General features: G+C 67.9%; 24 protein-coding genes. 12 read left to right on the top strand and 12 right to left on the bottom strand.

The genetic code is table 11. The features are described 5' to 3' along the window. Window positions 1–34: 34 nt before the first annotated feature. The 3 genes from AC3CBB_RS08150 to AC3CBB_RS08140 form a co-directional block, all read right to left on the bottom strand. Complete coding sequence (locus AC3CBB_RS08150; RefSeq protein WP_488626627.1) at window positions 35–634, bottom strand: hypothetical protein; 600 nt, start codon at window positions 632–634, stop codon at window positions 35–37. A gap of 36 nt (window positions 635–670) precedes the next feature. Then, window positions 671–1,024, bottom strand: coding sequence for a DUF6578 domain-containing protein (locus tag AC3CBB_RS08145; protein WP_488626626.1), 354 nt, complete (start codon window positions 1,022–1,024; stop codon window positions 671–673). 86 nt (window positions 1,025–1,110) lie between these two features. Continuing rightward, a complete protein-coding gene (locus tag AC3CBB_RS08140; RefSeq protein ID WP_488626625.1) occupies window positions 1,111–2,352 on the bottom strand; it encodes a glycosyltransferase in 1,242 nt (413 codons plus the stop codon). A 38-nt stretch (window positions 2,353–2,390) separates the two neighbouring features. Between AC3CBB_RS08140 and AC3CBB_RS08135 the strand changes: the two genes are divergently transcribed. Genes AC3CBB_RS08135 through AC3CBB_RS08125 form a run of 3 tightly spaced genes read left to right on the top strand, consistent with a single transcriptional unit; the run spans window position 2,391 to window position 5,108 of the window. Next, window positions 2,391–3,368, top strand: coding sequence for an NAD-dependent epimerase/dehydratase family protein (locus tag AC3CBB_RS08135; RefSeq protein ID WP_488626624.1), 978 nt, complete (start codon window positions 2,391–2,393; stop codon window positions 3,366–3,368). Next, window positions 3,361–4,149: an MBL fold metallo-hydrolase gene (locus AC3CBB_RS08130; protein ID WP_488626623.1), complete on the top strand. Its 789-nt coding sequence runs from the start codon at window positions 3,361–3,363 to the stop codon at window positions 4,147–4,149. Before AC3CBB_RS08135 ends, AC3CBB_RS08130 begins: the two co-directional genes overlap by 8 nt. A 20-nt stretch (window positions 4,150–4,169) precedes the next feature. Further along, window positions 4,170–5,108, top strand: coding sequence for a 3-oxoacyl-[acyl-carrier-protein] synthase III C-terminal domain-containing protein (locus AC3CBB_RS08125; protein WP_123505067.1), 939 nt, complete (start codon window positions 4,170–4,172; stop codon window positions 5,106–5,108). Window positions 5,109–5,272: 164 nt separating this feature from the next. Here AC3CBB_RS08125 and AC3CBB_RS08120 read toward each other — a convergent pair whose 3' ends face one another. From AC3CBB_RS08120 to AC3CBB_RS08110, 3 genes are all read right to left on the bottom strand, one after another. Beyond that, window positions 5,273–5,473, bottom strand: coding sequence for a hypothetical protein (locus tag AC3CBB_RS08120; RefSeq protein ID WP_488626622.1), 201 nt, complete (start codon window positions 5,471–5,473; stop codon window positions 5,273–5,275). Then, window positions 5,470–5,910 carry a hypothetical protein gene (locus AC3CBB_RS08115; RefSeq protein WP_488626621.1) on the bottom strand — a complete coding sequence of 147 codons (441 nt, stop codon included), beginning with the start codon at window positions 5,908–5,910 and terminating at the stop codon, window positions 5,470–5,472. The genes AC3CBB_RS08120 and AC3CBB_RS08115 overlap by 4 nt, the downstream gene beginning before the upstream one ends. A 94-nt stretch (window positions 5,911–6,004) precedes the next feature. Next, window positions 6,005–6,757, bottom strand: a complete 753-nt coding sequence (locus AC3CBB_RS08110) for a hypothetical protein (protein WP_488626620.1) — start codon at window positions 6,755–6,757, stop codon at window positions 6,005–6,007. Between the two features lie 181 nt (window positions 6,758–6,938). Between AC3CBB_RS08110 and AC3CBB_RS08105 the strand changes: the two genes are divergently transcribed. From AC3CBB_RS08105 to AC3CBB_RS08085, 5 genes are all read left to right on the top strand, one after another. After that, window positions 6,939–7,160, top strand: coding sequence for a hypothetical protein (locus tag AC3CBB_RS08105; RefSeq protein WP_488626619.1), 222 nt, complete (start codon window positions 6,939–6,941; stop codon window positions 7,158–7,160). 41 nt (window positions 7,161–7,201) lie between these two features. Further along, complete coding sequence (locus AC3CBB_RS08100) at window positions 7,202–7,765, top strand: TlpA family protein disulfide reductase (protein ID WP_488626618.1); 564 nt, start codon at window positions 7,202–7,204, stop codon at window positions 7,763–7,765. 104 nt (window positions 7,766–7,869) lie between these two features. Continuing rightward, window positions 7,870–8,010, top strand: a complete 141-nt coding sequence (locus AC3CBB_RS08095) for a hypothetical protein (protein WP_488626617.1) — start codon at window positions 7,870–7,872, stop codon at window positions 8,008–8,010. A gap of 113 nt (window positions 8,011–8,123) precedes the next feature. Next, window positions 8,124–8,576, top strand: coding sequence for a ribbon-helix-helix domain-containing protein (locus AC3CBB_RS08090; protein ID WP_488626616.1), 453 nt, complete (start codon window positions 8,124–8,126; stop codon window positions 8,574–8,576). Between the two features lie 59 nt (window positions 8,577–8,635). Next, a complete protein-coding gene (locus AC3CBB_RS08085) occupies window positions 8,636–9,145 on the top strand; it encodes a hypothetical protein (protein WP_488626615.1) in 510 nt (169 codons plus the stop codon). 14 nt (window positions 9,146–9,159) lie between these two features. Here AC3CBB_RS08085 and AC3CBB_RS08080 read toward each other — a convergent pair whose 3' ends face one another. Both AC3CBB_RS08080 and AC3CBB_RS08075 read right to left on the bottom strand, forming a co-directional pair. Then, window positions 9,160–9,567, bottom strand: a complete 408-nt coding sequence (locus tag AC3CBB_RS08080; RefSeq protein WP_123505059.1) for a RidA family protein — start codon at window positions 9,565–9,567, stop codon at window positions 9,160–9,162. Window positions 9,568–9,632: 65 nt separating this feature from the next. Next, entirely contained in the window at window positions 9,633–9,941 is a 309-nt protein-coding gene (locus AC3CBB_RS08075; RefSeq protein WP_148061142.1) for a hypothetical protein, read from the bottom strand. Between the two features lie 145 nt (window positions 9,942–10,086). On the opposite strand from AC3CBB_RS08075, the gene AC3CBB_RS08070 reads away from it, so the two are divergent. Next, on the top strand, window positions 10,087–11,007 hold the full coding sequence (locus tag AC3CBB_RS08070) for a DUF1963 domain-containing protein (RefSeq protein WP_488626614.1): 921 nt from the start codon (window positions 10,087–10,089) through the stop codon (window positions 11,005–11,007). A gap of 51 nt (window positions 11,008–11,058) precedes the next feature. Here AC3CBB_RS08070 and AC3CBB_RS08065 read toward each other — a convergent pair whose 3' ends face one another. Next, window positions 11,059–12,006, bottom strand: a complete 948-nt coding sequence (locus AC3CBB_RS08065; RefSeq protein WP_488626613.1) for an alpha/beta hydrolase family protein — start codon at window positions 12,004–12,006, stop codon at window positions 11,059–11,061. Window positions 12,007–12,124: 118 nt separating this feature from the next. On the opposite strand from AC3CBB_RS08065, the gene AC3CBB_RS08060 reads away from it, so the two are divergent. Continuing rightward, window positions 12,125–12,733, top strand: a complete 609-nt coding sequence (locus tag AC3CBB_RS08060; RefSeq protein ID WP_123505055.1) for a TetR/AcrR family transcriptional regulator — start codon at window positions 12,125–12,127, stop codon at window positions 12,731–12,733. A gap of 528 nt (window positions 12,734–13,261) precedes the next feature. On the opposite strand, the gene AC3CBB_RS08055 is transcribed toward AC3CBB_RS08060, so the two are convergent. Together AC3CBB_RS08055 and AC3CBB_RS08050 are read right to left on the bottom strand one after the other, a co-directional pair. Then, complete coding sequence (locus AC3CBB_RS08055; RefSeq protein ID WP_488626612.1) at window positions 13,262–13,891, bottom strand: hypothetical protein; 630 nt, start codon at window positions 13,889–13,891, stop codon at window positions 13,262–13,264. A gap of 281 nt (window positions 13,892–14,172) precedes the next feature. Beyond that, entirely contained in the window at window positions 14,173–14,904 is a 732-nt protein-coding gene (locus tag AC3CBB_RS08050) for an SDR family oxidoreductase (protein ID WP_123505053.1), read from the bottom strand. Window positions 14,905–15,014: 110 nt separating this feature from the next. On the opposite strand from AC3CBB_RS08050, the gene AC3CBB_RS08045 reads away from it, so the two are divergent. After that, window positions 15,015–15,569, top strand: a complete 555-nt coding sequence (locus AC3CBB_RS08045; RefSeq protein WP_488626611.1) for a TetR/AcrR family transcriptional regulator — start codon at window positions 15,015–15,017, stop codon at window positions 15,567–15,569. A gap of 107 nt (window positions 15,570–15,676) precedes the next feature. On the opposite strand, the gene AC3CBB_RS08040 is transcribed toward AC3CBB_RS08045, so the two are convergent. Then, entirely contained in the window at window positions 15,677–16,270 is a 594-nt protein-coding gene (locus AC3CBB_RS08040) for a TetR/AcrR family transcriptional regulator C-terminal domain-containing protein (RefSeq protein WP_123505051.1), read from the bottom strand. 76 nt (window positions 16,271–16,346) lie between these two features. On the opposite strand from AC3CBB_RS08040, the gene AC3CBB_RS08035 reads away from it, so the two are divergent. Further along, the gene (locus tag AC3CBB_RS08035) at window positions 16,347–17,627 is read left to right on the top strand and encodes an FAD-dependent monooxygenase (protein ID WP_488626610.1); all 1,281 of its coding nucleotides are present in this window, start codon (window positions 16,347–16,349) and stop codon (window positions 17,625–17,627) included. The last annotated feature ends 7 nt before the right edge of the window (window positions 17,628–17,634 follow it).

Raw genomic sequence — 17,634 nt, 5'->3', positions numbered from 1 at the left:
GCGTGGTGGGGGCGCGATGACAACTAGCGACTCCTCACCGGCCGGGTCGGGGTTGGGCGGGGGCTGCGCCGGGCGCAGGGGCGCCGGGGGCGAGACGGTGCTGGCCCTGCCGCAGGAGGTCGCGCAGCGCGGGGACCCTACGGAACCAGGCGTAGAGGCTCCAGGCCAGGTTGGCGGCGAAGTAGGCGAACGCGACGCCGAAGACGACGACGTCGGTGCGATCCTGCGCCGGGTCAGCCAGGTGGAACGCGAACTGTGCGGCCCAGAGCGCGAACAGCACGCCCGATGACCAGAGCGCCGACTTCGCCGAGTCGATGCGTCCGGCGATTCCAGACAGGGTGGCGCCGAGCGGCACGTCGGACGGAAGCCGCCCCGACCTGGCCCACCGGTCGATCTGCTCGACCGATTCGCGGCCGCCCGCCCGCCGCCACGAGACCAGGGTCGATATCACGACGACAGCCCCGACGACGACTGCGGCGCCGACCGCGATGGCGGCGGGGTGCGGCCACGACAGGTGAACTCCGTACGCAGCCGCCGACGCCCCGACCAGGACGCCCAGCAGCATCGTCAGGGCGGCAAGCCGCACCCGCGCGTCGAGAAGGAGATCGCGCTTCGGCGTCGGCGGCGGGTTCACCGTCTCAGGCTAGGCGCGCGAGCCCGCGGAGGCCACCTACCGCCGGTCGACGACGGTGAGGCGGAACTCCGACGAGTCGTTCTCGATGGGCGCCGAGGTCCAGGGGTCTTCGAGGTGGCCGTCGTCGTCGTCATCGAAGCCGCAGAGAGCCGTGCCACTCGGAAGGCGCAGGATCGGGCTCTCGGACCCGTCCGCGTGCACGATGCTGATCGCCGTGACGCGTCCGCGCACCTTCGTCGTGGTCCGCGTGATGTGGTGCGACTCGACGAGCTGCGCGATGTCGCCCGCGCCCTGCGACCGGATGCAGTCGAGCTCGACCCTGTCGCCGCGCTCGTACGCGCGGCCGCAGCACTCGTGCTCCCACCCGCCGACCTCGACAACGCGCTCCATCACCCCACCCTAGAGCCCCCGCACCAGGGCGGTGAGGAGTCGCTCGTTGCTCGCCGGCGGCACCTGCGCCGACAACGAGCGACCCCTCAGCGGCCGGATGTGAGGGCTTGCTCGTAGACCGACACCACGGCGGCGATGGGCTGGGCGACGGTTGCGCGCGCCGCCGCCATCGCGGCGCTCGCGTCCGCGAGGAGCGCGGGCGTCGTACGCAGACGCCGCACCACGTCTGCCAGCCCGGCCGCGTCGGGCGTGGGCGCCGGGAACCCGCCGCCGCCGGGCACGACCTCGGCCAGGTCGGGGTCGCAGAAGAGCACCGGCAGCCCGGTCGCGATCGCCTCGAGCATCACCATCGGCTGATTGTCGAAGTCGACGGAGCTGGAGACGAGCAGGTGCGCCGAGCGCATGGCGCTCAGGACCTCGGAGTGGGCGACCGCGCCATGGAGCGTGACCGGCGCGCCCACCGCTGCGCGCGCGACGGCGCTGCGGGCGACTCCATCGCCGTACACGTCGACGACGACTCCGTCAGGAAAGCCGCGCGCCGCCTCGACCATCACCTCAGGACGTTTCTCGGGCGACAGCCGCCCCACCCAGACGATCCTGAGATCCTGACCGGGGGTGAGCGTCCTGACGACCGGCGTGCCGACCTGAGCCAGTACCGACTCCTCGAGCCCGTTCGACAGGACGGTGATCGGCGTCTCGACGCCCTGATCGACGAGCTTCCGGGCGAAGTGCGCCGACGGCACGATGACGTGGGCGGCGGCACGCGACTGCGCGAGCATCAGCTTCCACATGCGCCGAGCGACGGCGGTGGCGGTGTAGGCGGCGTCGCCCGACACGCGGAGTCCGGCGTGACTGACCTGACGGGCGTGGAGGGCGGCGAGCAGCACCGTCGTGACGGCGGGCACCGGCAGGACGTTGGCCGTGTAGACGTCGATGCGGCCGTGCATGGTGTGGACGACGGGGAGGGCGAGTTCCTGCGCCGCCCGAATCGCACCGAGCGCAGCGAACATCTCGCTGTGCGTATGCACGACCTCGATACCGCGCCGCAGGAACTCCTGACGGAGCCTCTCGCGCACCTGACGCGGCGACCACGCGAAGGGGTAGCCGTCGGGGCGGAACACGCGCGACACCGGCAGGCCGACGACCGCGGGCGCGCGCGACGGGGCGACGGGTGCCGCCGAGTCGACCGCTGCAGCCCCCGGCGCGAGCGGGCAGAACACCGTGACCTCGTGTCCGGCCGACGACAGTGCCTCGGCCAGAGCCTTCACGGCGGTCTGAACGCCCCCGAGAGTCGGCGGGTAGTAGTCGGTGACGAGGGCGATCCGCACAGAACGGAGTCTAGGCACAGCCCGCCTAGGATCGTCACATGGGGGAGAGGGTGCTTGTCACCGGCGCGAGCGGATTTCTGGGCGGGCATGTGGTGCAGGAACTCCGGGCGCACGGCTACGACGTCACAGCCGCCGGCCGGCGTGCGCCCGCGCTGCCCGCCGGCGGGCCGACGTTCGTGGGCGACCTCGACGATCTCGCGACGGCATCGATTCCGTGCGACGTCGTCGTGCACTGCGCCGCCCTGTCGTCGCCGTGGGGCCGATGGTCGGAGTTCTTCCACGCCAATGTCGTCGGCACCGAGCGCGTCCTGAGCTTCGCGCAGCGGATGGGTGCTCGCCGCATCGTGCACATCTCGTCGCCCGGGATCTACGCCGCACCGCACGACCTCGTGAACCTGCGCGAGAGCGAGGTCGACGCCCGCCACCCGATGAACCACTACATCCGGTCGAAGCTGCAGGCCGAGGCGCTGCTTCAGGATTCCGTCGCGCGATCAGGCGGACCCGAGGTCGTGATCCTGAGACCGCGCGGCATCATCGGCCCGGGCGACCCGAGCCTGGTGCCGCGACTCCTGAGAGTGCACGAGCGCCTGGGCGTGCCGGTGATGCGCGGCGGACGCGGGCTCATCGACCTGACCGCGGTCGAAAACGTCGCGCTCGCGGTGCGGCTCGCCGCCCAGGCGCCGGGAATCGACGGCGAGGTGTTCAACATCACCAACGGTGATCCGCGCCCGTTCATCGAGCTGCTCGACCAGCTGCTCGGGGGCCTCGGCCTGCCGCAGAAGCACCGGGCGCTGCCTGCGCGGGGCGTGTATGCCCTGGCCGGAATCCTCGAGGCCGTCTGCGGCATGCTCCCGGGGCGTCCTGAACCGCCGGTCACGCGCTACACGGTCACGACGATCGCCCACTCGCAGACGCTCGACATCTCGAAGGCGCGCAAGCTGCTCGGGTATGCGCCGGCGGTGACGCTCGACCAGAGCCTGGCGAGCTATGCCAGCGCAGGAGCCGCCCGTGGGTAGCCTCGAGTACTTCGCGTGCGGCGAGACGACGCACGGCATGCACCAGCTGCTCCGCGGTGCGCCGCGCGAGCGCCGCGTGTTCCCGGCCGGAGCATTCCTCTACACGTCGGGCGACCGCCGCGTGCTCTTCGACACCGGATACGCGCCCGAGCCGTGGCGTGCCGGCCTCGCGGGCTCGATCTACCGGCGGCTGCTCCCGCCGAGCGTACCCGCGGGCGCGACCATCGGCGAGCAGCTCGATCCGTCGACGGTGACGCACGTCGTGCTCTCGCACCTGCATCCCGACCACGTGGGCGGGATTCAGGCATTCCCCGAAGCACATGTGATCCTCACCGAAGGACTCCGCGACACGCTCAGATCATCGCACCACGGGTTGTCAGAGCTGCGTGCGGGCCTGCTGCGCGGACTCCTGCCCTCCTGGCTCGACGAGAGGGTGACGGTGGTCGGGAGTTCCTGCTTCGAGCCCTGGGCGCAGGAACTCCGCGCCGCCGACCTCTTCGGCGACGGGAGCTACCGCCTCGTCGACCTCCCCGGCCACTCGCGTGGCCACGTCGGGGCTCTCGTCGAAGGCAGGGTGCTGCTCGCGGCCGACGCTGCCTGGGGCCGCGAGATGCTCGGCCAGGAGCACCGCATCAAGCCGGTGCCGCGAGCCGTCGCCCACTCCTTCGCCATCCAGACCGCCACCGCCCGGTCGCTGCTCGCCGTCGAGCGCACCGGCATCCGTCTGCTGTTCAGCCACGATCGGCACCCGAGCGGCGTCGACCTGCTGGCGCACGCCTGAGAACGAGATCCGAGGGGATCATGAGGAACTGCACTATCAGCGGGTGGGGGACGTTCCGCCCGACCCAGAGCGTCACGTTCGGCACGCAGACGCGGTATCGGATTCCCGACGACATGTCGCAGCTCGACATGCTCGCGTCGGCGGCGGGGGACGCCATCAGGATGGCCGGCTTCGAGCCCGACGACATCGACTGCGTGATCGCGGCCTGCGCCGCGGGCATCCAGCCGATCCCGTGCACGGCGGCGCTCGTCATGGAGCGTGTCGCGCCGGGCGCCCGCGCCGCGGCGTTCGACGTCAACTCGACCTGCACGAGCTTCATCACGGCTGTCGACATCGCGTCGCGGTACCTGGTGGACGGCGAGTACGAGAGGATCCTGATCGTCTCGGGCGACGTCGGCTCGCGGTTCCTCGACCCGGCGCAGACCGAGAGCTACGAGCTGTTCTCGGACGCCGCCGCGGCTGTCGTGCTGACGCGGTCGGACGACTCGGCCGACGGACCCGGCGTCATCGCGAGCCTCCAGCAGACCTGGCCTGAGCACGCGCACGACACCGAGCTGCGTGGCGGCCTCTCGCTGCACCCGGCTCAGGACTACGCCGACGGCGACCCGGCCGACTACGTCTTCACGATGCACGGACGCCGCGCGCTCATGGGGATGCTGACGGTGCTGCCCGGCTTCTTCGAGCGGTTCTTCGTCAAGGCCGGCCTCGGTCTCGACGACATCGACCTCGTCGTGCCGCACCAGGCCAGCGGCGCTATCGGCCTGGCCATGCGCCGCCTCGGGATGCCCGTCGGCTCGTACGTCGACAATGTGACCGAGTACGGGAACATGGTGTCGGCGTCGGTGCCCTACACGCTCGCGCGGTGCCTCGACGAGGGGCGGCTCGGGCGGGGCGATACGGTGCTGCTGTGCGGGACGGCGGCGGGGTTGACGGCGAACGCGCTGGTGCTGCGGTTGTGACGCGCGTGGGCCTCGCGCCTCGCGCCTCGCGTCCTTAGGTTAGGACTCTGGGGGAGCGCGTCCTTAGGAAAGGACGATCTGGCCCCGCCTTTCCTTGTCAGCGCTGCACAAAGCAGCGCCGATCCTCGCGAACACACAGCCGATCCTTGCCTAAGGCCGCGCCCTCACGGCCGGACGAACAGCAAAAAAGCCCACACGACAGCCGTCCCCGCCCCGACCAACGCAGCCGACACCACGACGGCCGACACCACTGCGAGCACCGACATCGCGCCCGCGAGACCCGCGGCCTGTCGGGCGTCGTCCGGTGGGACGACGTCGGTAGTTCCTGCGCTGAACAGCTCGCGCATGGGGTCGTCGGCGGTCATGGGCGCGGCTGCTTTCTGCGCCAGAAAGGGTGACGGGCCGGCTTGGCCGACGCTGGTCGGATGATCTCGTCGCCGTCGCTCACGAGGGCCACCGCAACGCCGTGCCTGGCGGCGAGCTGGAGGAAGAGCGCGCGGGCGGCGTCGGCCCGGCTCCACGAGAAGCTGGCGGAGACGAGGCTGCGGCCGATTGAGTAGTCGGTGGCGCGGTGCAGGAGGTCTTCGTCAGCGTCGAGCTCGTCGCTGCTCGGCGAGCCGGGGCCGGTGAGGGGCGGGTAGGTCTGGGTGAGCTCGGCCAGGAACGCCTGGAGGGCCGGCGTCGTGACGCTGGCGTCGTCGTACGAGCGCCCGTCGTCCGACTCGGACTCCTGCTCCCACCACGCGCCGAAGGCCGCGTCGGTGGTGGCGTCGGGGTCGAACGCCAGGATGTCGTAGCTCATCGTGCGCCCTCTCTTCCGGTCGTGGCGTGCTGCCTCCACGCTAGGGGACCGAGCCGAGCGCGGAAGTCCCCGTTCGGGTCGGGCGCGGCGGGCCTCAGTCGAACTCGACAGGCCTCGGTGTCGTGGCGTGGTCGAGGAAGTCGGCGATGTCGAGCACTTCCTGCATCTCATCCCGGGCCTGGGCTGTCGCGATGGAGGTGAGCGCGCCGTCGGAGTAGTCGACGACGCTCTCGTGCTCGGCATTCGACAGCGCCGCACGCAGATGCATTGCCGTCGTGTAGTCGAGGCGGACATCGAACGAGCGGTGCGGGTCGACCATGCAGAAATCGCCGAGGCGCAGGATCCGCAGCACCCGTGCAGCCCACCGGGCCCGGCGCTCACTCAGCCGCGAGGCGGAGATCTGCCAGTCGTGCCGACCCCACTCGTCGTCTCGAGCGGCGTTCCATTCACCTGTGATGCGCTCGGTGTCGACAGGCGAGACAGCGTCGCCGGCTGCGAAGGCGGTGACGGCTGCGGTCATCTGAGCGACGAGCTCTCGCGGCACGAGCGGGAGGCTCCACTCCACGCGGCGGTTCTGCTCGAGCACCTCGATGAGGCCGGGGGCGTGCGCACGCTGGATGGTGAGAATGTGAGAAGTGTCGTCGTCGTGATCGAGCATGCCCGTGATCTGGGCGATGACATCGTCCCGCCCCGGTGCCCCGGCACCCCGCCACCGACCGAACTGATGCTTCGGTTCCCGCGGGTGACGCGGATCGTTCGTGCGCACGACCGGGATCTGGAGCGCCGTCCACTCGAGTCCCGCGACCGTGATCGCGATCCGGCTGCCGTCGACGGCTTCGAGCTTCATGCCTCGATGATGGCGCATCGCCGGCTGTCCGCGTGGTTTTCTCACCCCGGCAGCTTGCGCTGCGGCGACCGGATGAGGCGGATCGTGTCCTGATCGGGCAGCCCCGTCCTCTCTCGTGAGTCCGAGATCCTGAGAAGCGGGCGCTTCTCCTAGAGTGGTGCTCCAAGCGGAGGGGCGCACCATGACGACATCGAGACGGCTCGGGGTAGCCGCGACGATCATCCTGATCGTCGGCATCGCCCTCGCTGCCACCGGTCTCATCGCCAACGCCCAGGACGCCGGCGACGGCGCGAACATCGGCGCCGGCCTGCTGGTTGTCGCGGGTGCCGTGCTCGGGGTGGTCGGCCTGCTCGGTCTTCTCGTCCGGCTCGTCCTCCCGCTGCGCCGGCCCGCTTCGCGCTAGGGCGCAGGAACTGCCCCACCGCCGTCCCCTACCCTGAACCCATGCGCCTCCGCCCCGCCCTCCTCGCCCTCGCAGCCGGTGCCCTCCTCGCCCTCGGCCTCACGGCGTGCTCCTCGAGCGCCGTCACGCAGCAGCCGGCCATCGCGAAGACGAAGCAGGTCACGGAGTACCCCGACGGTCGGCGCGGCACCCCCGTCGACTTCACCACCGACCTCGTCTCAGGAACGACGAAGACCGCGGCCGACTACCGGGGCAAGGTGCTCGTCGTGAACTTCTGGTACGCCTCGTGCCCGCCCTGCCGCGCCGAGGCGAAAGACCTTCAGTCCGTCAGTCAGGACACGAAGGCGAAGGCGACCTTCCTGGGCGTCAACGTCCGCGACGAGGTCGACACGATCACGGCCTACGACCGCACGTTCGGCGTCACCTACGACACGACGTCCGACGTCAGCCGCGCGGCCGTCCAGCTCGCCTTCGCCGGAACCCGCGGCCCCAACGCCACGCCCACCACGCTCGTCGTCGATCCGACCGGCCGGGTCAGCGCACGGATCCTCGGTCAGGCCGACCCGTCGACCCTGCGCGCGCTCATCAGGACGGCCGCCGAGTAGTCGTAGCCGACTCGTCATCAGGATCGCCTGCGGCGGCGGACCACTGGGCTCAGCCAAGGCGTTCCACGGATCTAATCTGTGGCACAACGGCGGTACAGTTAGTCATGCCGCCGATCCACTTTTCTCGCTCGTCTGAGAAGCACGGCATTCCTGAGGCCGACCAACGCCACGCGATCGCCAACCCGACAGTCGTCCAACTGGTCGAGCTCGACGTCCTTCTCGTCATCGGTCACCCGCACGGGTAGACCGACCGATTGATTGAGATCCTCGTCCGGGCGCTTCCCTCGGGAGACAAGAACGTGTTCCATGCAATGGAGTTGGGGCCGAAGTTCCGGCCATTCCTAGAGGAGACGCAAGCATGATCGACAAGAACAGCGACGAAGACCGGGCCGACCCAACGATCCCGATCCCGACCTGGGAGAGCCGTCCGGGGCCGGTCACTGGTGACGAAGCCAAGGCGCTAGGACGAATGCTGCTCGACGACGCGGTTCCTGCCGACGACGTCATCACGCGCGCTCGCCGAGGCCCCGCCGCCCTTGGTGGATCGGGCGCTCAATCACCCGTCCTGCGCTTCCGGGTCGCAGAAGAAGAGCAGGCGGAGTTGCAAGAGCTAGCGCGAGTGACGCACCTCAATCAGAGCGCGCTCCTTCGCGAGGGGCTCCGCATGGTGCTCGCTCATTATCGCGACCCAGGCCTGGACTCGGGGAGCCCGGCCGTCCGGCTCGAGGCGACCGTCACGGTGCAGCTGTCGACGGCTGAGGTGAACGCGCTTCGCGCAGTCACGCAACGTGCCGACAATCTCGCCTCGTAAGGAGCAGTCGTAGCCGACTTGTTATCAGGACCGCCTGCCCGGCCACCTAGTCTCGGGGCATGGCGAAGCGACGTTTGCTCAGGCTGGGCGTCGGTCTCGCCGTAGCGGCCGCGGTCGTCGGGCTCCTGGTCTACGCCAACACGCGGCCACAGCAGGTGGCGCGGCTCGAGAGCGGGCAGAGGCAGATGCTGGCGGCGGTTCCCGAAGTTCCTGCGGCCGGAACCCGAGGGAGGACCAACCTCGAGATCCACGTGGTCGAGAAGGGTGGCAGGATCCCGGCCGACCTCGTGCCCGCGACTCTCGAGGCCACCGCGACGACGCCGAGCTCCATGGCGATCGGCGTGCGCTGGAGCTACGGCAACTGCGGCGTGCCGAACCGCGAGACCGACGTCTACCTCGACGAGACCCCCACGGAGGTGGTCGTCGACGTCTGGGACGACGTGCGACACGACCCGAGCATCCGCGCCTGCGGCGGGGTCGGCCTCGAGGGGAGCTGGACGCTCCACCTGAAATCGCCGCTCGGCTCGCGGCTCCTGAGGTATCACGAGGTGGTGCCGCCTCCGGCCTGATCTCCGACCCCGCGTCAGCCTCGCACCGCCGCCACGGCCTCGATCTCGACGAGCTGGTCGTCGTAGCCGAGCACCGTGACGCCGAGCAGCGTGCTGGGCACGTCGTGATCGCCGAAGGTCGTCCTGACGACCTCCCACGCGGTCCTGAGATCGGCGCGATCGGACGACGCGACCAGCACCCGCGTGCTGATGACGTCGTCGATCCCCGCGCCGGCCTCGCGGAGCGCGACGACCATGTTCTCCAGGCACTTCGCTGCCTGCCCGGCGAAGTCGCCGACACTCGCGGTCGAGCCGTCTGCGTTCAGCGGGCACGACCCGGCGAGGAAGACGAGCCGCGCGTCGGCCGGCGCGGTCGCGGCATACGCGTACTGCGCGACGCTCGACAGCTCGGCGGATCGGATCAGAGTGACGATCTTCGGCATGGCGCTCCCTTGCGAGGTCGGTGTGATGGGGGTGCAGTGAGGGGCCGTGCTGGTTGGCTCGCGACTCAGCTCGACCGCAGCGAGCGGATCACGGCGCCGGCGGCCACGCGGACGGCGATGACGACCACACCTGTGCACGCGAGCACCACCGCGACGACGACCGTGGTCCCAGCGAGTGACTGCAGCGGCGCGTAGCCGGCCTCGGTCGCGTGCGGCGTCTGGAACGGGACCGTCACGAGCACGACCGCCGCGACGATCAACGCGGCGCCGAGCCAGCTCAAGGCCCTCAGCGCAGGAACTGGCCCCAGCCCGTCATCAGCCCGAGCCTCGCGCGCTCGTGCCCCCTGCGCCTCGTACCCCTGGATCTGCTCCATCGTCGCTCCCTCCTCCGGTGAGAGTAGCGCCCTCCGTGCCGGGCGGGTGGGAGGCGCTCGGCGACCGAGTGGCCGGAGAGGGCGCCGGCGTGCAGTCCGCGCACGTTCTCAGCGATCCACTTCGGAGGACTGGAAGCCTGAGGGCATGACGGAGGCGAACGAGAACACCGCTCCCATCCACAGCGCGCGATCGCTGGTCGTCGACTGGCTCGACCGGCCGAAGCTTCGAGCGGCGCATCTCGCGGACGAGCTGGAGTTCTCGATCGCCTGGTCGGAGCAGTCCCTTCCGCCGGGCGATCAGGAGCTGCGGGCCTCCGCGGCGGCCGGCGAAGGCGGTCTGTCGTGGCTGGGCGGTCCGGCGCTGGGACTCGCCGCCGAGGAGTGGCCCAGACGCCCTGATGGTATTCCGCTCGCCCACGTGGCCACGGTCAACCTGTGGGCCGTGGACCAGTGCCTCGGCGTCGAGACACAAGCGGACTGGCCGAACGCGATCGGCGGACTCCCCGATCACGGGGTGCTGCAGGTGTTCCACGACCTGACTCAGACGCACGGCACGGACGCCGACGATCGGGATTCAGGAGGGTGGAAGGTGCAGTGGATTCCCGACCCCGATTTCACCGTGCTTGCGAATGGCCCCGCTGACCTCGAACTGCCCAGCGACGCGTGTCAGGCGTTTCACCTCTTCGCAACGTGGTCGATCCCAGCTGAGAGTGCCGCGGCCCGCGAATCGACGAAGGCGTTCACGGCCAACCAGAGGGCCCTGCAGGCATATCAGTGGATGTGGTCATGGCAGCGGACCATGATTCGCGGGAGCAGGCCCCTTCCGATCACTCACCTCTACGGCCACAGTCAGGCGGGCGACCTCGAGGCGGTCGAGGCGATCCTGCCAGCGTGCCTGCCGCTGACCGAGCCTGGTGACCGGTACCGGCTCGTGCTCGACATGGAGAGCTGGACGACCCTCGAGGGCTGGTTCGGTGACGCGTGTCCGCTCGAGGTGTGGATGCGGCAGTCCGATCTCGATGCCCGTGATTTCGACTTCGCCTGGTGCATCGTTGGCGCGGATTGATGTCTGGCTCCCGCTCGCAGCCGGGGCGCATGGATCGGTCCGGTACTGCACCTACGACTTAGTGTCGACATGCCCGATCGGATCGGTGGTGTCCCGGAATGCGGAGCGGGCAGCGGACCAGCTGCTCTTGTCGACTCGCAGAGCCGTCCGAAGGTATGCGGTGCTCATTCGCTGGATGACGGCGACCCGCTGCGGGTTCTCGTCGGTGGTCTCGGCCACTTCGTAGCCGACGATCCCACCGAGGGCGTGCTCAGCGCCGTGGAAGGTGAGGAGGTCGGTGGCGCCGGGGCTGTATGTGTAGGCGTCGGTGAACCAGTCGGGCCCGCGGCTGGACATCCTGGACTGGTCGTGATCGCCGGCGACGACGAGCGTGGGGCCGGTGAGCTCCTGGAACGAGGGTCGCATGAACGGGAAGTTCGCCTGAGCGAACGGATGCAGGTCATCGCCGCCGAGACCGGTTGCTGCGAACAGGATGCCCGCGGTGACGCGGCTGTCGGACATGTCCTCGCCGACTTGGCCGGCGTCGTCGACGATCCGTGCGCCGAGGAGCGACTGCGCTGTCTGCCCGCCCCAGGAGTGTCCGGTGGCGGCGACGCGGCTGCGGTCGATGCGACCGGCAAGCCCGGGGACGGCCGCCTCGAGGGTGTCGAGCTGGTCGAGGGTGCGGGTGAGATCCGCGATCCTCTCTCTCCAGATCGTCGGGAACACCGGGGAGTCGAACCCGAACCCGTTTCGACGCGAGTCGAGGTGGGTGGGCTGGATCACGACGAACCCCTGCGATGCCCAGAACGCTGTGAGCGGTGCGTAGCCATCGAGGTTCCACCCATTGCCGTGCGAGAACACCACCACGGGGAGGTCTGTCCCGGTAGTCGGCGCCGACACGCGCACCTCCAACGGGACCGGTCGTCCGGGGGCAAGCAGCCTGACGGGAGCGACGGAGACTACGGGAGTGCCGGTTCCGATAACGCCGTCCAGCGCTTCGACGAGACTCGAGGTCATGGCTATTCCTCTCTACGGGTGCGCTCTGCGATACTGCTTATCGGAGCGTTGTTCCGCAACATTACGGAACAACGCTCCGAAATACAAGGACGTGCGATCGACGTTGTGAAAGGGGCATATGGCTGAGACTGAGAGCGACCGGTCGCACCCTGCGCAGCCGCAAGTGGGCCGTCCGCGTCGAAGTGAGCAGGCACTTCTCGATGCGGCGGCAGCGGTCTTCGTGATCTCCGGTGTCGACGCGCCGGTGCGGGAGATAGCAGCGAGGGCCGGCGTTGGTGTGGGGACGATCTACCGTCACTTTCCGACGCGTCCGGAACTCGTCGTGGCGGTGTACCGGCACCAGGTCGAGGCGTGTGCCGAGGCCGGTCCACGGCTACTCGCGGAGAGCGCGACGCCTGAGGCGGCCCTGCGGGCATGGGTGGCTCTGTTCGTGGAATTCCTTGTCACGAAACACGGCCTCGCCGATGCACTCCACGGGGACAGCGCCGGATCGGACGCGCTGCATACCTATTTCGTCAGCCGTCTCGTGCCGGTATGCGGTGACCTCCTCGAGGCAGCGCTCACGTCGGTTGACTTAGCTCCCTCGATCGATGCGTACAACGTGCTCAAAGGCATCGGCAACCTCTGCATCGGTGCCGCAAGCGACGCCCAGTACAAGGCCGGCGCCCTCGTGCAGCTACTCATCTCGGGCGTGCTCAGCCCATCTCGTGCCGCGACTGACATCTAAGGGCTGTCGCCCGGGTCGCGCTTATCGACGACTGGATCGAAACGGGGAGCTAGGCAATAGCGACACACGGGCTAGTTCGAGAGTGCGGCGCGCAGCTTCTAGCTATGGCTCCCGTCGACCGGTCGAGAATGGGCATGTCCCGATTTCCGGACGCGCACGAATACGACCATCCCGAGAACGTCGCAACCGAGAAGAGCGGCGAATGCCACGTGCGCGGCGACCCACATGAGTCCACCATGCGGTAGCAACTGCGTAGGGTCGAAGCCACCTCGTGCCTCTGATCTGTCAACGGCCCACTCGTCAGCGTGCGACCAGAGAACGAAGAAGAGCAGGAAGGTCGCGTTCAGGGTGGCTATAGCTGCTCCCAGAGCAATTGCGGTGGCCTTCGACGCTCGCGTCGGAACGGCCGAGGTAGGCGAGGCGATGATCGGCGCAGTCATGGTCACACCGTAAGGGCCAGGCAACCTGGGCGGCGTCCGTCGGGAGAACGAAGAGAGCGGGCTCGCCGTGGCCGACCTCGGGTGGTCTTCATTGGCCCCAGGGTCGCGAATCGCCGGGCCCGGGAGGGTTCATGACGAACGATTCGGCGTCAGCTCGGTCCAGTGTGTAGGGATGGTTGTACCTGCCAAAGGTGCCGTTCTTGTCATAGGGGTCACGGGGCCGGACGATCGACGACCCACGTATGACAGCCAGGAGCACGTCGCGGTGATACGCGTCCAGTACTGGTCCGTCGTGATTTCTCAAGAGCAGCGTCGCCCAGGGCCCATGTCCGGCTCGCAAGCGAATCGCCAACTCGACCCCATCACCCGACATCACCATGACGCCTGCCGCTGTCACGTCAGCAACCCTGCTCGTCTTACCGCGGATCTGCACTTCGGAGGTCTTCTCGTTGGCAGCGAAAGGCCGGTACGTGTAAGCGAATCCGGCCCGCACGAGCAAACTGATCAGGAATCCCAGGAGCATTCCCGCTGGAAGGATGATCCACCACGGTGCATAGGGCGGGAGTGGGCCCGTCCTGGTGACGAAGCCGCACGCGGGCGTAGTGATGATCAGAATGGGCGTCAGCAATTCGAGCCGTTTCGCGTTTGCGGTGCGAAGGGCGTCATCGTCGAAGACGACCCAGTCTTCGGTGTTGACGCCATCGCGTTCCGATTTCATGGTCGGAAGATACCGCCGCAGTAGGAGGACGACTCAATCCTTATCTCGCCGCCGACGAAGAATGAATCTCACGAATAGGGCAATTGCCAAAGCTGGAAGGACAACGATCAGGAAGAATCTGATCGTTTCCAGGACGTACTGGTTGTAGAGATAGTCGCCAGAGACGGACGCCAGCACCATTGCGACTCGCATGCGGCATTCTACCGCCGCCGAGGCTATGACTCCGAGTTACCGTGTCTCGGCACGGCTGCAGACGACTGCGACTCCCTGTCGTCGAGTCGTCACGCTTTCTTGAGCCACTCGACGAACGTGGGACCGACCGTCTCGACGTCACCGGCCGGGAGCAAAGCTCCGTCGCTGATCGCTCTCCACGTCGCACCCGGTAATGCCAGGGGAAGCCGCAGGGATTTGGTCGGCCGGACCCGTCTCACCATCTCACTCAAAGTCATCGACTCCGGGCCCGCGAGGTTGATGACGTCGCCGTGGCGGTGACCCACGGCGACGTCGGCAATGACCTGCGCGACGCCACTCAACGCAACGGGCTGGATGAGCATTCGTGGAACGAGCGCAACGGGCCCCGCGCCCATACGTTCGAGGGTCTGCTGCGCGAATTCAAACCACTGCGTCGTTCGAACAGTTGTGAGGTCCGCGCTCAATTCGTGCGCCAAATGCTCCTGGGCGGCCTTGCCGGCGAGGTACCCGTATCCCTGAACCTCAGGCAGCTCGCAGTTCACGATCGACAAGAGCACGTGCTTAGCACCGACCAGTCGTGTGGCTTCCGAGATGGCGCGCGTGGACTTCGTGAAGAACTCGGTCGCCCTCTTCCGGCTCGTGGTGAACCGTCCGATGGCCTCCACGACGGCATCCGCGCCGTTGAGTCGGGAGGCTGCGTCGTCTCGGAGAACATCGAATCCTGTTGATCGCGACAGCAGCTCGACGGTCGCACCGCGCTCTACCAGTGCCCCCTGAATTGCCCTGCCCGAGATTCCTCCACCGATGACGATCGCTTTCACAGCATGCCTCCACAGTAACCAAAGCTCTACAGACGTAGAGACTCTAAGATTGTAGAGGGTGGGAGACGAGGAGCGATATGACGCGGTTAGACGACATCGGGGACGCCGGGGTGCGCCTGATCGCCCGCGGAGGTATCCGCGCGCTCACGCATCGTGCCGTCGACACAGAGGCAGAACTCCCTCCCGGTTCTACGACCTATTACGCCAAGACCCGCCGCGATCTCACGGCCCTCGTCGTCGACCGGCTCGCCGACTACACGCAGCAGGACCTCGATGGTCTCGTGGTGCCGCCGAGCCTCACGCCGGCGCAAGCGGCCGCAGTGGCCGTCGGCTTCCTCGAGCACCTGTCGTTGCGGGAAGATGCTCAGGCCGCGAGGTTCGCGCTCTTGTTCGAGCTGCGACACGACGATGAAATGCGTGCCGCTCTCACCGAGCAGGCCCCGGTGCGGCAGCTTCTGCTTCAAGCGGCAGAGGGCGTACTGCGAGCGTTGCACGTCCTTGACCCGTCTACTCATGCACGAGATCTCGTCGCCGTCGTCGATGCGCTTCTCATGTACGGCGCGGCGCGAGCAGCGACCTTTGACGCCACACGGATTCTCACTCTCTATCTCTCCGGGCTCCCTCGCCAGGCTCAGGACTTCGAGGGCAGTCGGGTACTTCTTTGACCGACCAAGGTTGGCGTTGGCCCAGAGCGCACACTAGGGGGTCGGCTAACGAGACTCCGAACTATGAGAGGCAAGTAGTACCGGTGTTCCCGGTGTACTGAAGCGCGTCAGAGTCGTCTAGCTTTAGCGGTTGCGGTGGAGCCTTCGAGACCGGTGAGCAGCATCAGGAGGCCTGCCTCGAAGGCTTGTTTGTGTGTTGGGGCAACGGGCTGCTCGACTGCGTCTGGCGAGGCCCCGTCCGCGTCGGGGTCTGCCTGTTGCTCGAGGGCGCTGCCAACAGTGAACCTGCTCGCAGCGAGCATCCCCGTGATTGCATCCTGCTCGGCCACGCCGGCCTCGATGAGGAACGCGAACTTCCGCAGGAGCCGTTCCCGGGAGGCGCCGTCGGGGACGGAGCCAGCGTGGAGGCGTGCCCCGTCGCGATGCGCCAGGAGGGCACCGCGGAAACTCCGGTAGTTCTCCAGGAACCACGACTTCCAGTCGTCGCCGACCTGCGGTAGCGGAAGCTCCTCGTGCCGCTCAAGCGCGGCCGCGGCCATGGCTGCCAGTAATTCCTGCTTGTTCTTGAAGTGCCAATACAGAGACGGCTGCTCCACCCCGAGTCGCCGAGCAACAGCACGGGTACTGACCCCATCCAGGCCCACGTCATCGAGCAGCGCCAACGCTTCCCGGACCACTGCCCCTCTATCGATCTTCGCCATGCTTGACAATCTATCACCGATAGGCGCATGCTTCGGGCACAGCAACTATCACCGATAGATTAATGGGAGCAATGTCATGGTCGCGGAGAAGAAGAAGTCATTGAGGGTCCTCATTGCAGGCGGTGGAGTCGCCGGTCCTGCACTGGCGTTCTGGTTGGCGCGAGCCGGTCATCGGGTCACGGTGGCGGAGCGGTACCCAGCGCTCCGGGCAACAGGAGCGCAGGTCGACCTGCGCGGGCAGGGCATCGAGGCGATCGTCGCGATGGGCCTGTTGGACGAGGTCCGGGCGCATCTCGTCACCGAGCCCGGTGTCGCATTCGTGAACGGAGCCGGACGACAGCTCGGAGCCATCATGGCGAACACCTCCGGTGAGGGAAAGCAGACCTTCACCTCCGAGTTCGAGATCATGCGCGGCGACCTCGTCCGTATCCTCCACGACGCCACGAAAGAGGACGTCGACTATCGCTTCGGGCTGACCGTCGACGGGTTCGACCTGGCACAGGACCAGGTCACCGCCCACTTCTCCAACGGCTCCGAGGAGACCTTCGATCTGCTCGTGGGAGCTGACGGTCAGGGATCCCGAATCCGACGAGCCATCCTTCCTGAGGGAGCGGACGTCTACTGGCGGACCGGTTTGCACATGGCGTATTGGTTCGTGCCTCGAGTCGCCTCCGACAGCGACATGCGAGAGACCTACGCCGCGCCGGGTGGCCGGCAGATCATGCGGCGCAGCCACAACGCGGCCGAGACGCAGGCGTACTTCATCGTCCGCGACTCGTCGGCTCAGGCCTCGGCAATCCACCGCGCTCCGATCGCGGACCAGCAACGGTTCTGGAGTGACCGGTTCCGGAATGCCGGTTGGCAGACGCAGCGGTTCACCGACGGTATGGAAGAGGCACCGTTCTTTTACTCGCAGGAAGTGTTGCAGGTCCGCACCGGCACCTGGTCGAAGGGCCGCGTCGTCCTGCTCGGAGATGCCGCGCACTGCGCCTCGCCTTATAGCGGGATGGGCATCTCGGGCGGGCTTGTCGGGGCGTACGTCCTCGCTGGTGAGATCAACGCCACGCCCGACGACCTGGAGGGCGCCCTACGCCGGTATGACTTGACCCTTCGCCCCTTCGTTGATGAGATCCAGGCCGTGGTGAAACCTCGTCTGCTGGCGTTCGGGTTCCCGCGGCGGAGACTTGCTGTCGCTGCGCTCCAGGCGGCGTTCTCCGTGGCCTGCGCCCTCCGCATCCCCGAACGCGTCGCAGCACGAGCTACGACGGATCGAGGTGGCGCGTGGGCTCTTCCCCACTATGAGCAAGCATCGGCTGAATCATCGGCGCAACGGATTTCTGCAGACCGCGCCCGGTAGCTGATCG

This window comes from Frondihabitans sp. OV104 (genome assembly GCF_057787745.1).
Note: the sequence above shows the minus strand (reverse complement) of the source record. Positions and strands in the feature narration are given on the sequence as shown.

Excerpts from the sequence above, each read along its gene's own strand:
- AC3CBB_RS08055 (WP_488626612.1), bottom strand. The coding sequence starts at position 13,891 with ATGAAATCGGAACGCGATGGCGTCAACACCGAAGACTGGGTCGTCTTC.
- AC3CBB_RS08090 (WP_488626616.1), top strand. The coding sequence starts at position 8,124 with ATGATCGACAAGAACAGCGACGAAGACCGGGCCGACCCAACGATCCCG.
- AC3CBB_RS08095 (WP_488626617.1), top strand. The coding sequence starts at position 7,870 with ATGCCGCCGATCCACTTTTCTCGCTCGTCTGAGAAGCACGGCATTCCT.
- AC3CBB_RS08135 (WP_488626624.1), top strand. The coding sequence starts at position 2,391 with ATGGGGGAGAGGGTGCTTGTCACCGGCGCGAGCGGATTTCTGGGCGGG.
- AC3CBB_RS08065 (WP_488626613.1), bottom strand. The coding sequence starts at position 12,006 with ATGACCTCGAGTCTCGTCGAAGCGCTGGACGGCGTTATCGGAACCGGC.
- AC3CBB_RS08145 (WP_488626626.1), bottom strand. The coding sequence starts at position 1,024 with ATGGAGCGCGTTGTCGAGGTCGGCGGGTGGGAGCACGAGTGCTGCGGC.
- AC3CBB_RS08085 (WP_488626615.1), top strand. The coding sequence starts at position 8,636 with ATGGCGAAGCGACGTTTGCTCAGGCTGGGCGTCGGTCTCGCCGTAGCG.
- AC3CBB_RS08060 (WP_123505055.1), top strand. The coding sequence starts at position 12,125 with ATGGCTGAGACTGAGAGCGACCGGTCGCACCCTGCGCAGCCGCAAGTG.
- AC3CBB_RS08110 (WP_488626620.1), bottom strand. The coding sequence starts at position 6,757 with ATGAAGCTCGAAGCCGTCGACGGCAGCCGGATCGCGATCACGGTCGCG.
- AC3CBB_RS08120 (WP_488626622.1), bottom strand. The coding sequence starts at position 5,473 with ATGACCGCCGACGACCCCATGCGCGAGCTGTTCAGCGCAGGAACTACC.
- AC3CBB_RS08075 (WP_148061142.1), bottom strand. The coding sequence starts at position 9,941 with ATGGAGCAGATCCAGGGGTACGAGGCGCAGGGGGCACGAGCGCGCGAG.
- AC3CBB_RS08105 (WP_488626619.1), top strand. The coding sequence starts at position 6,939 with ATGACGACATCGAGACGGCTCGGGGTAGCCGCGACGATCATCCTGATC.
- AC3CBB_RS08035 (WP_488626610.1), top strand. The coding sequence starts at position 16,347 with ATGGTCGCGGAGAAGAAGAAGTCATTGAGGGTCCTCATTGCAGGCGGT.
- AC3CBB_RS08125 (WP_123505067.1), top strand. The coding sequence starts at position 4,170 with ATGAGGAACTGCACTATCAGCGGGTGGGGGACGTTCCGCCCGACCCAG.
- AC3CBB_RS08080 (WP_123505059.1), bottom strand. The coding sequence starts at position 9,567 with ATGCCGAAGATCGTCACTCTGATCCGATCCGCCGAGCTGTCGAGCGTC.
- AC3CBB_RS08100 (WP_488626618.1), top strand. The coding sequence starts at position 7,202 with ATGCGCCTCCGCCCCGCCCTCCTCGCCCTCGCAGCCGGTGCCCTCCTC.
- AC3CBB_RS08070 (WP_488626614.1), top strand. The coding sequence starts at position 10,087 with ATGACGGAGGCGAACGAGAACACCGCTCCCATCCACAGCGCGCGATCG.
- AC3CBB_RS08040 (WP_123505051.1), bottom strand. The coding sequence starts at position 16,270 with ATGGCGAAGATCGATAGAGGGGCAGTGGTCCGGGAAGCGTTGGCGCTG.
- AC3CBB_RS08115 (WP_488626621.1), bottom strand. The coding sequence starts at position 5,910 with ATGAGCTACGACATCCTGGCGTTCGACCCCGACGCCACCACCGACGCG.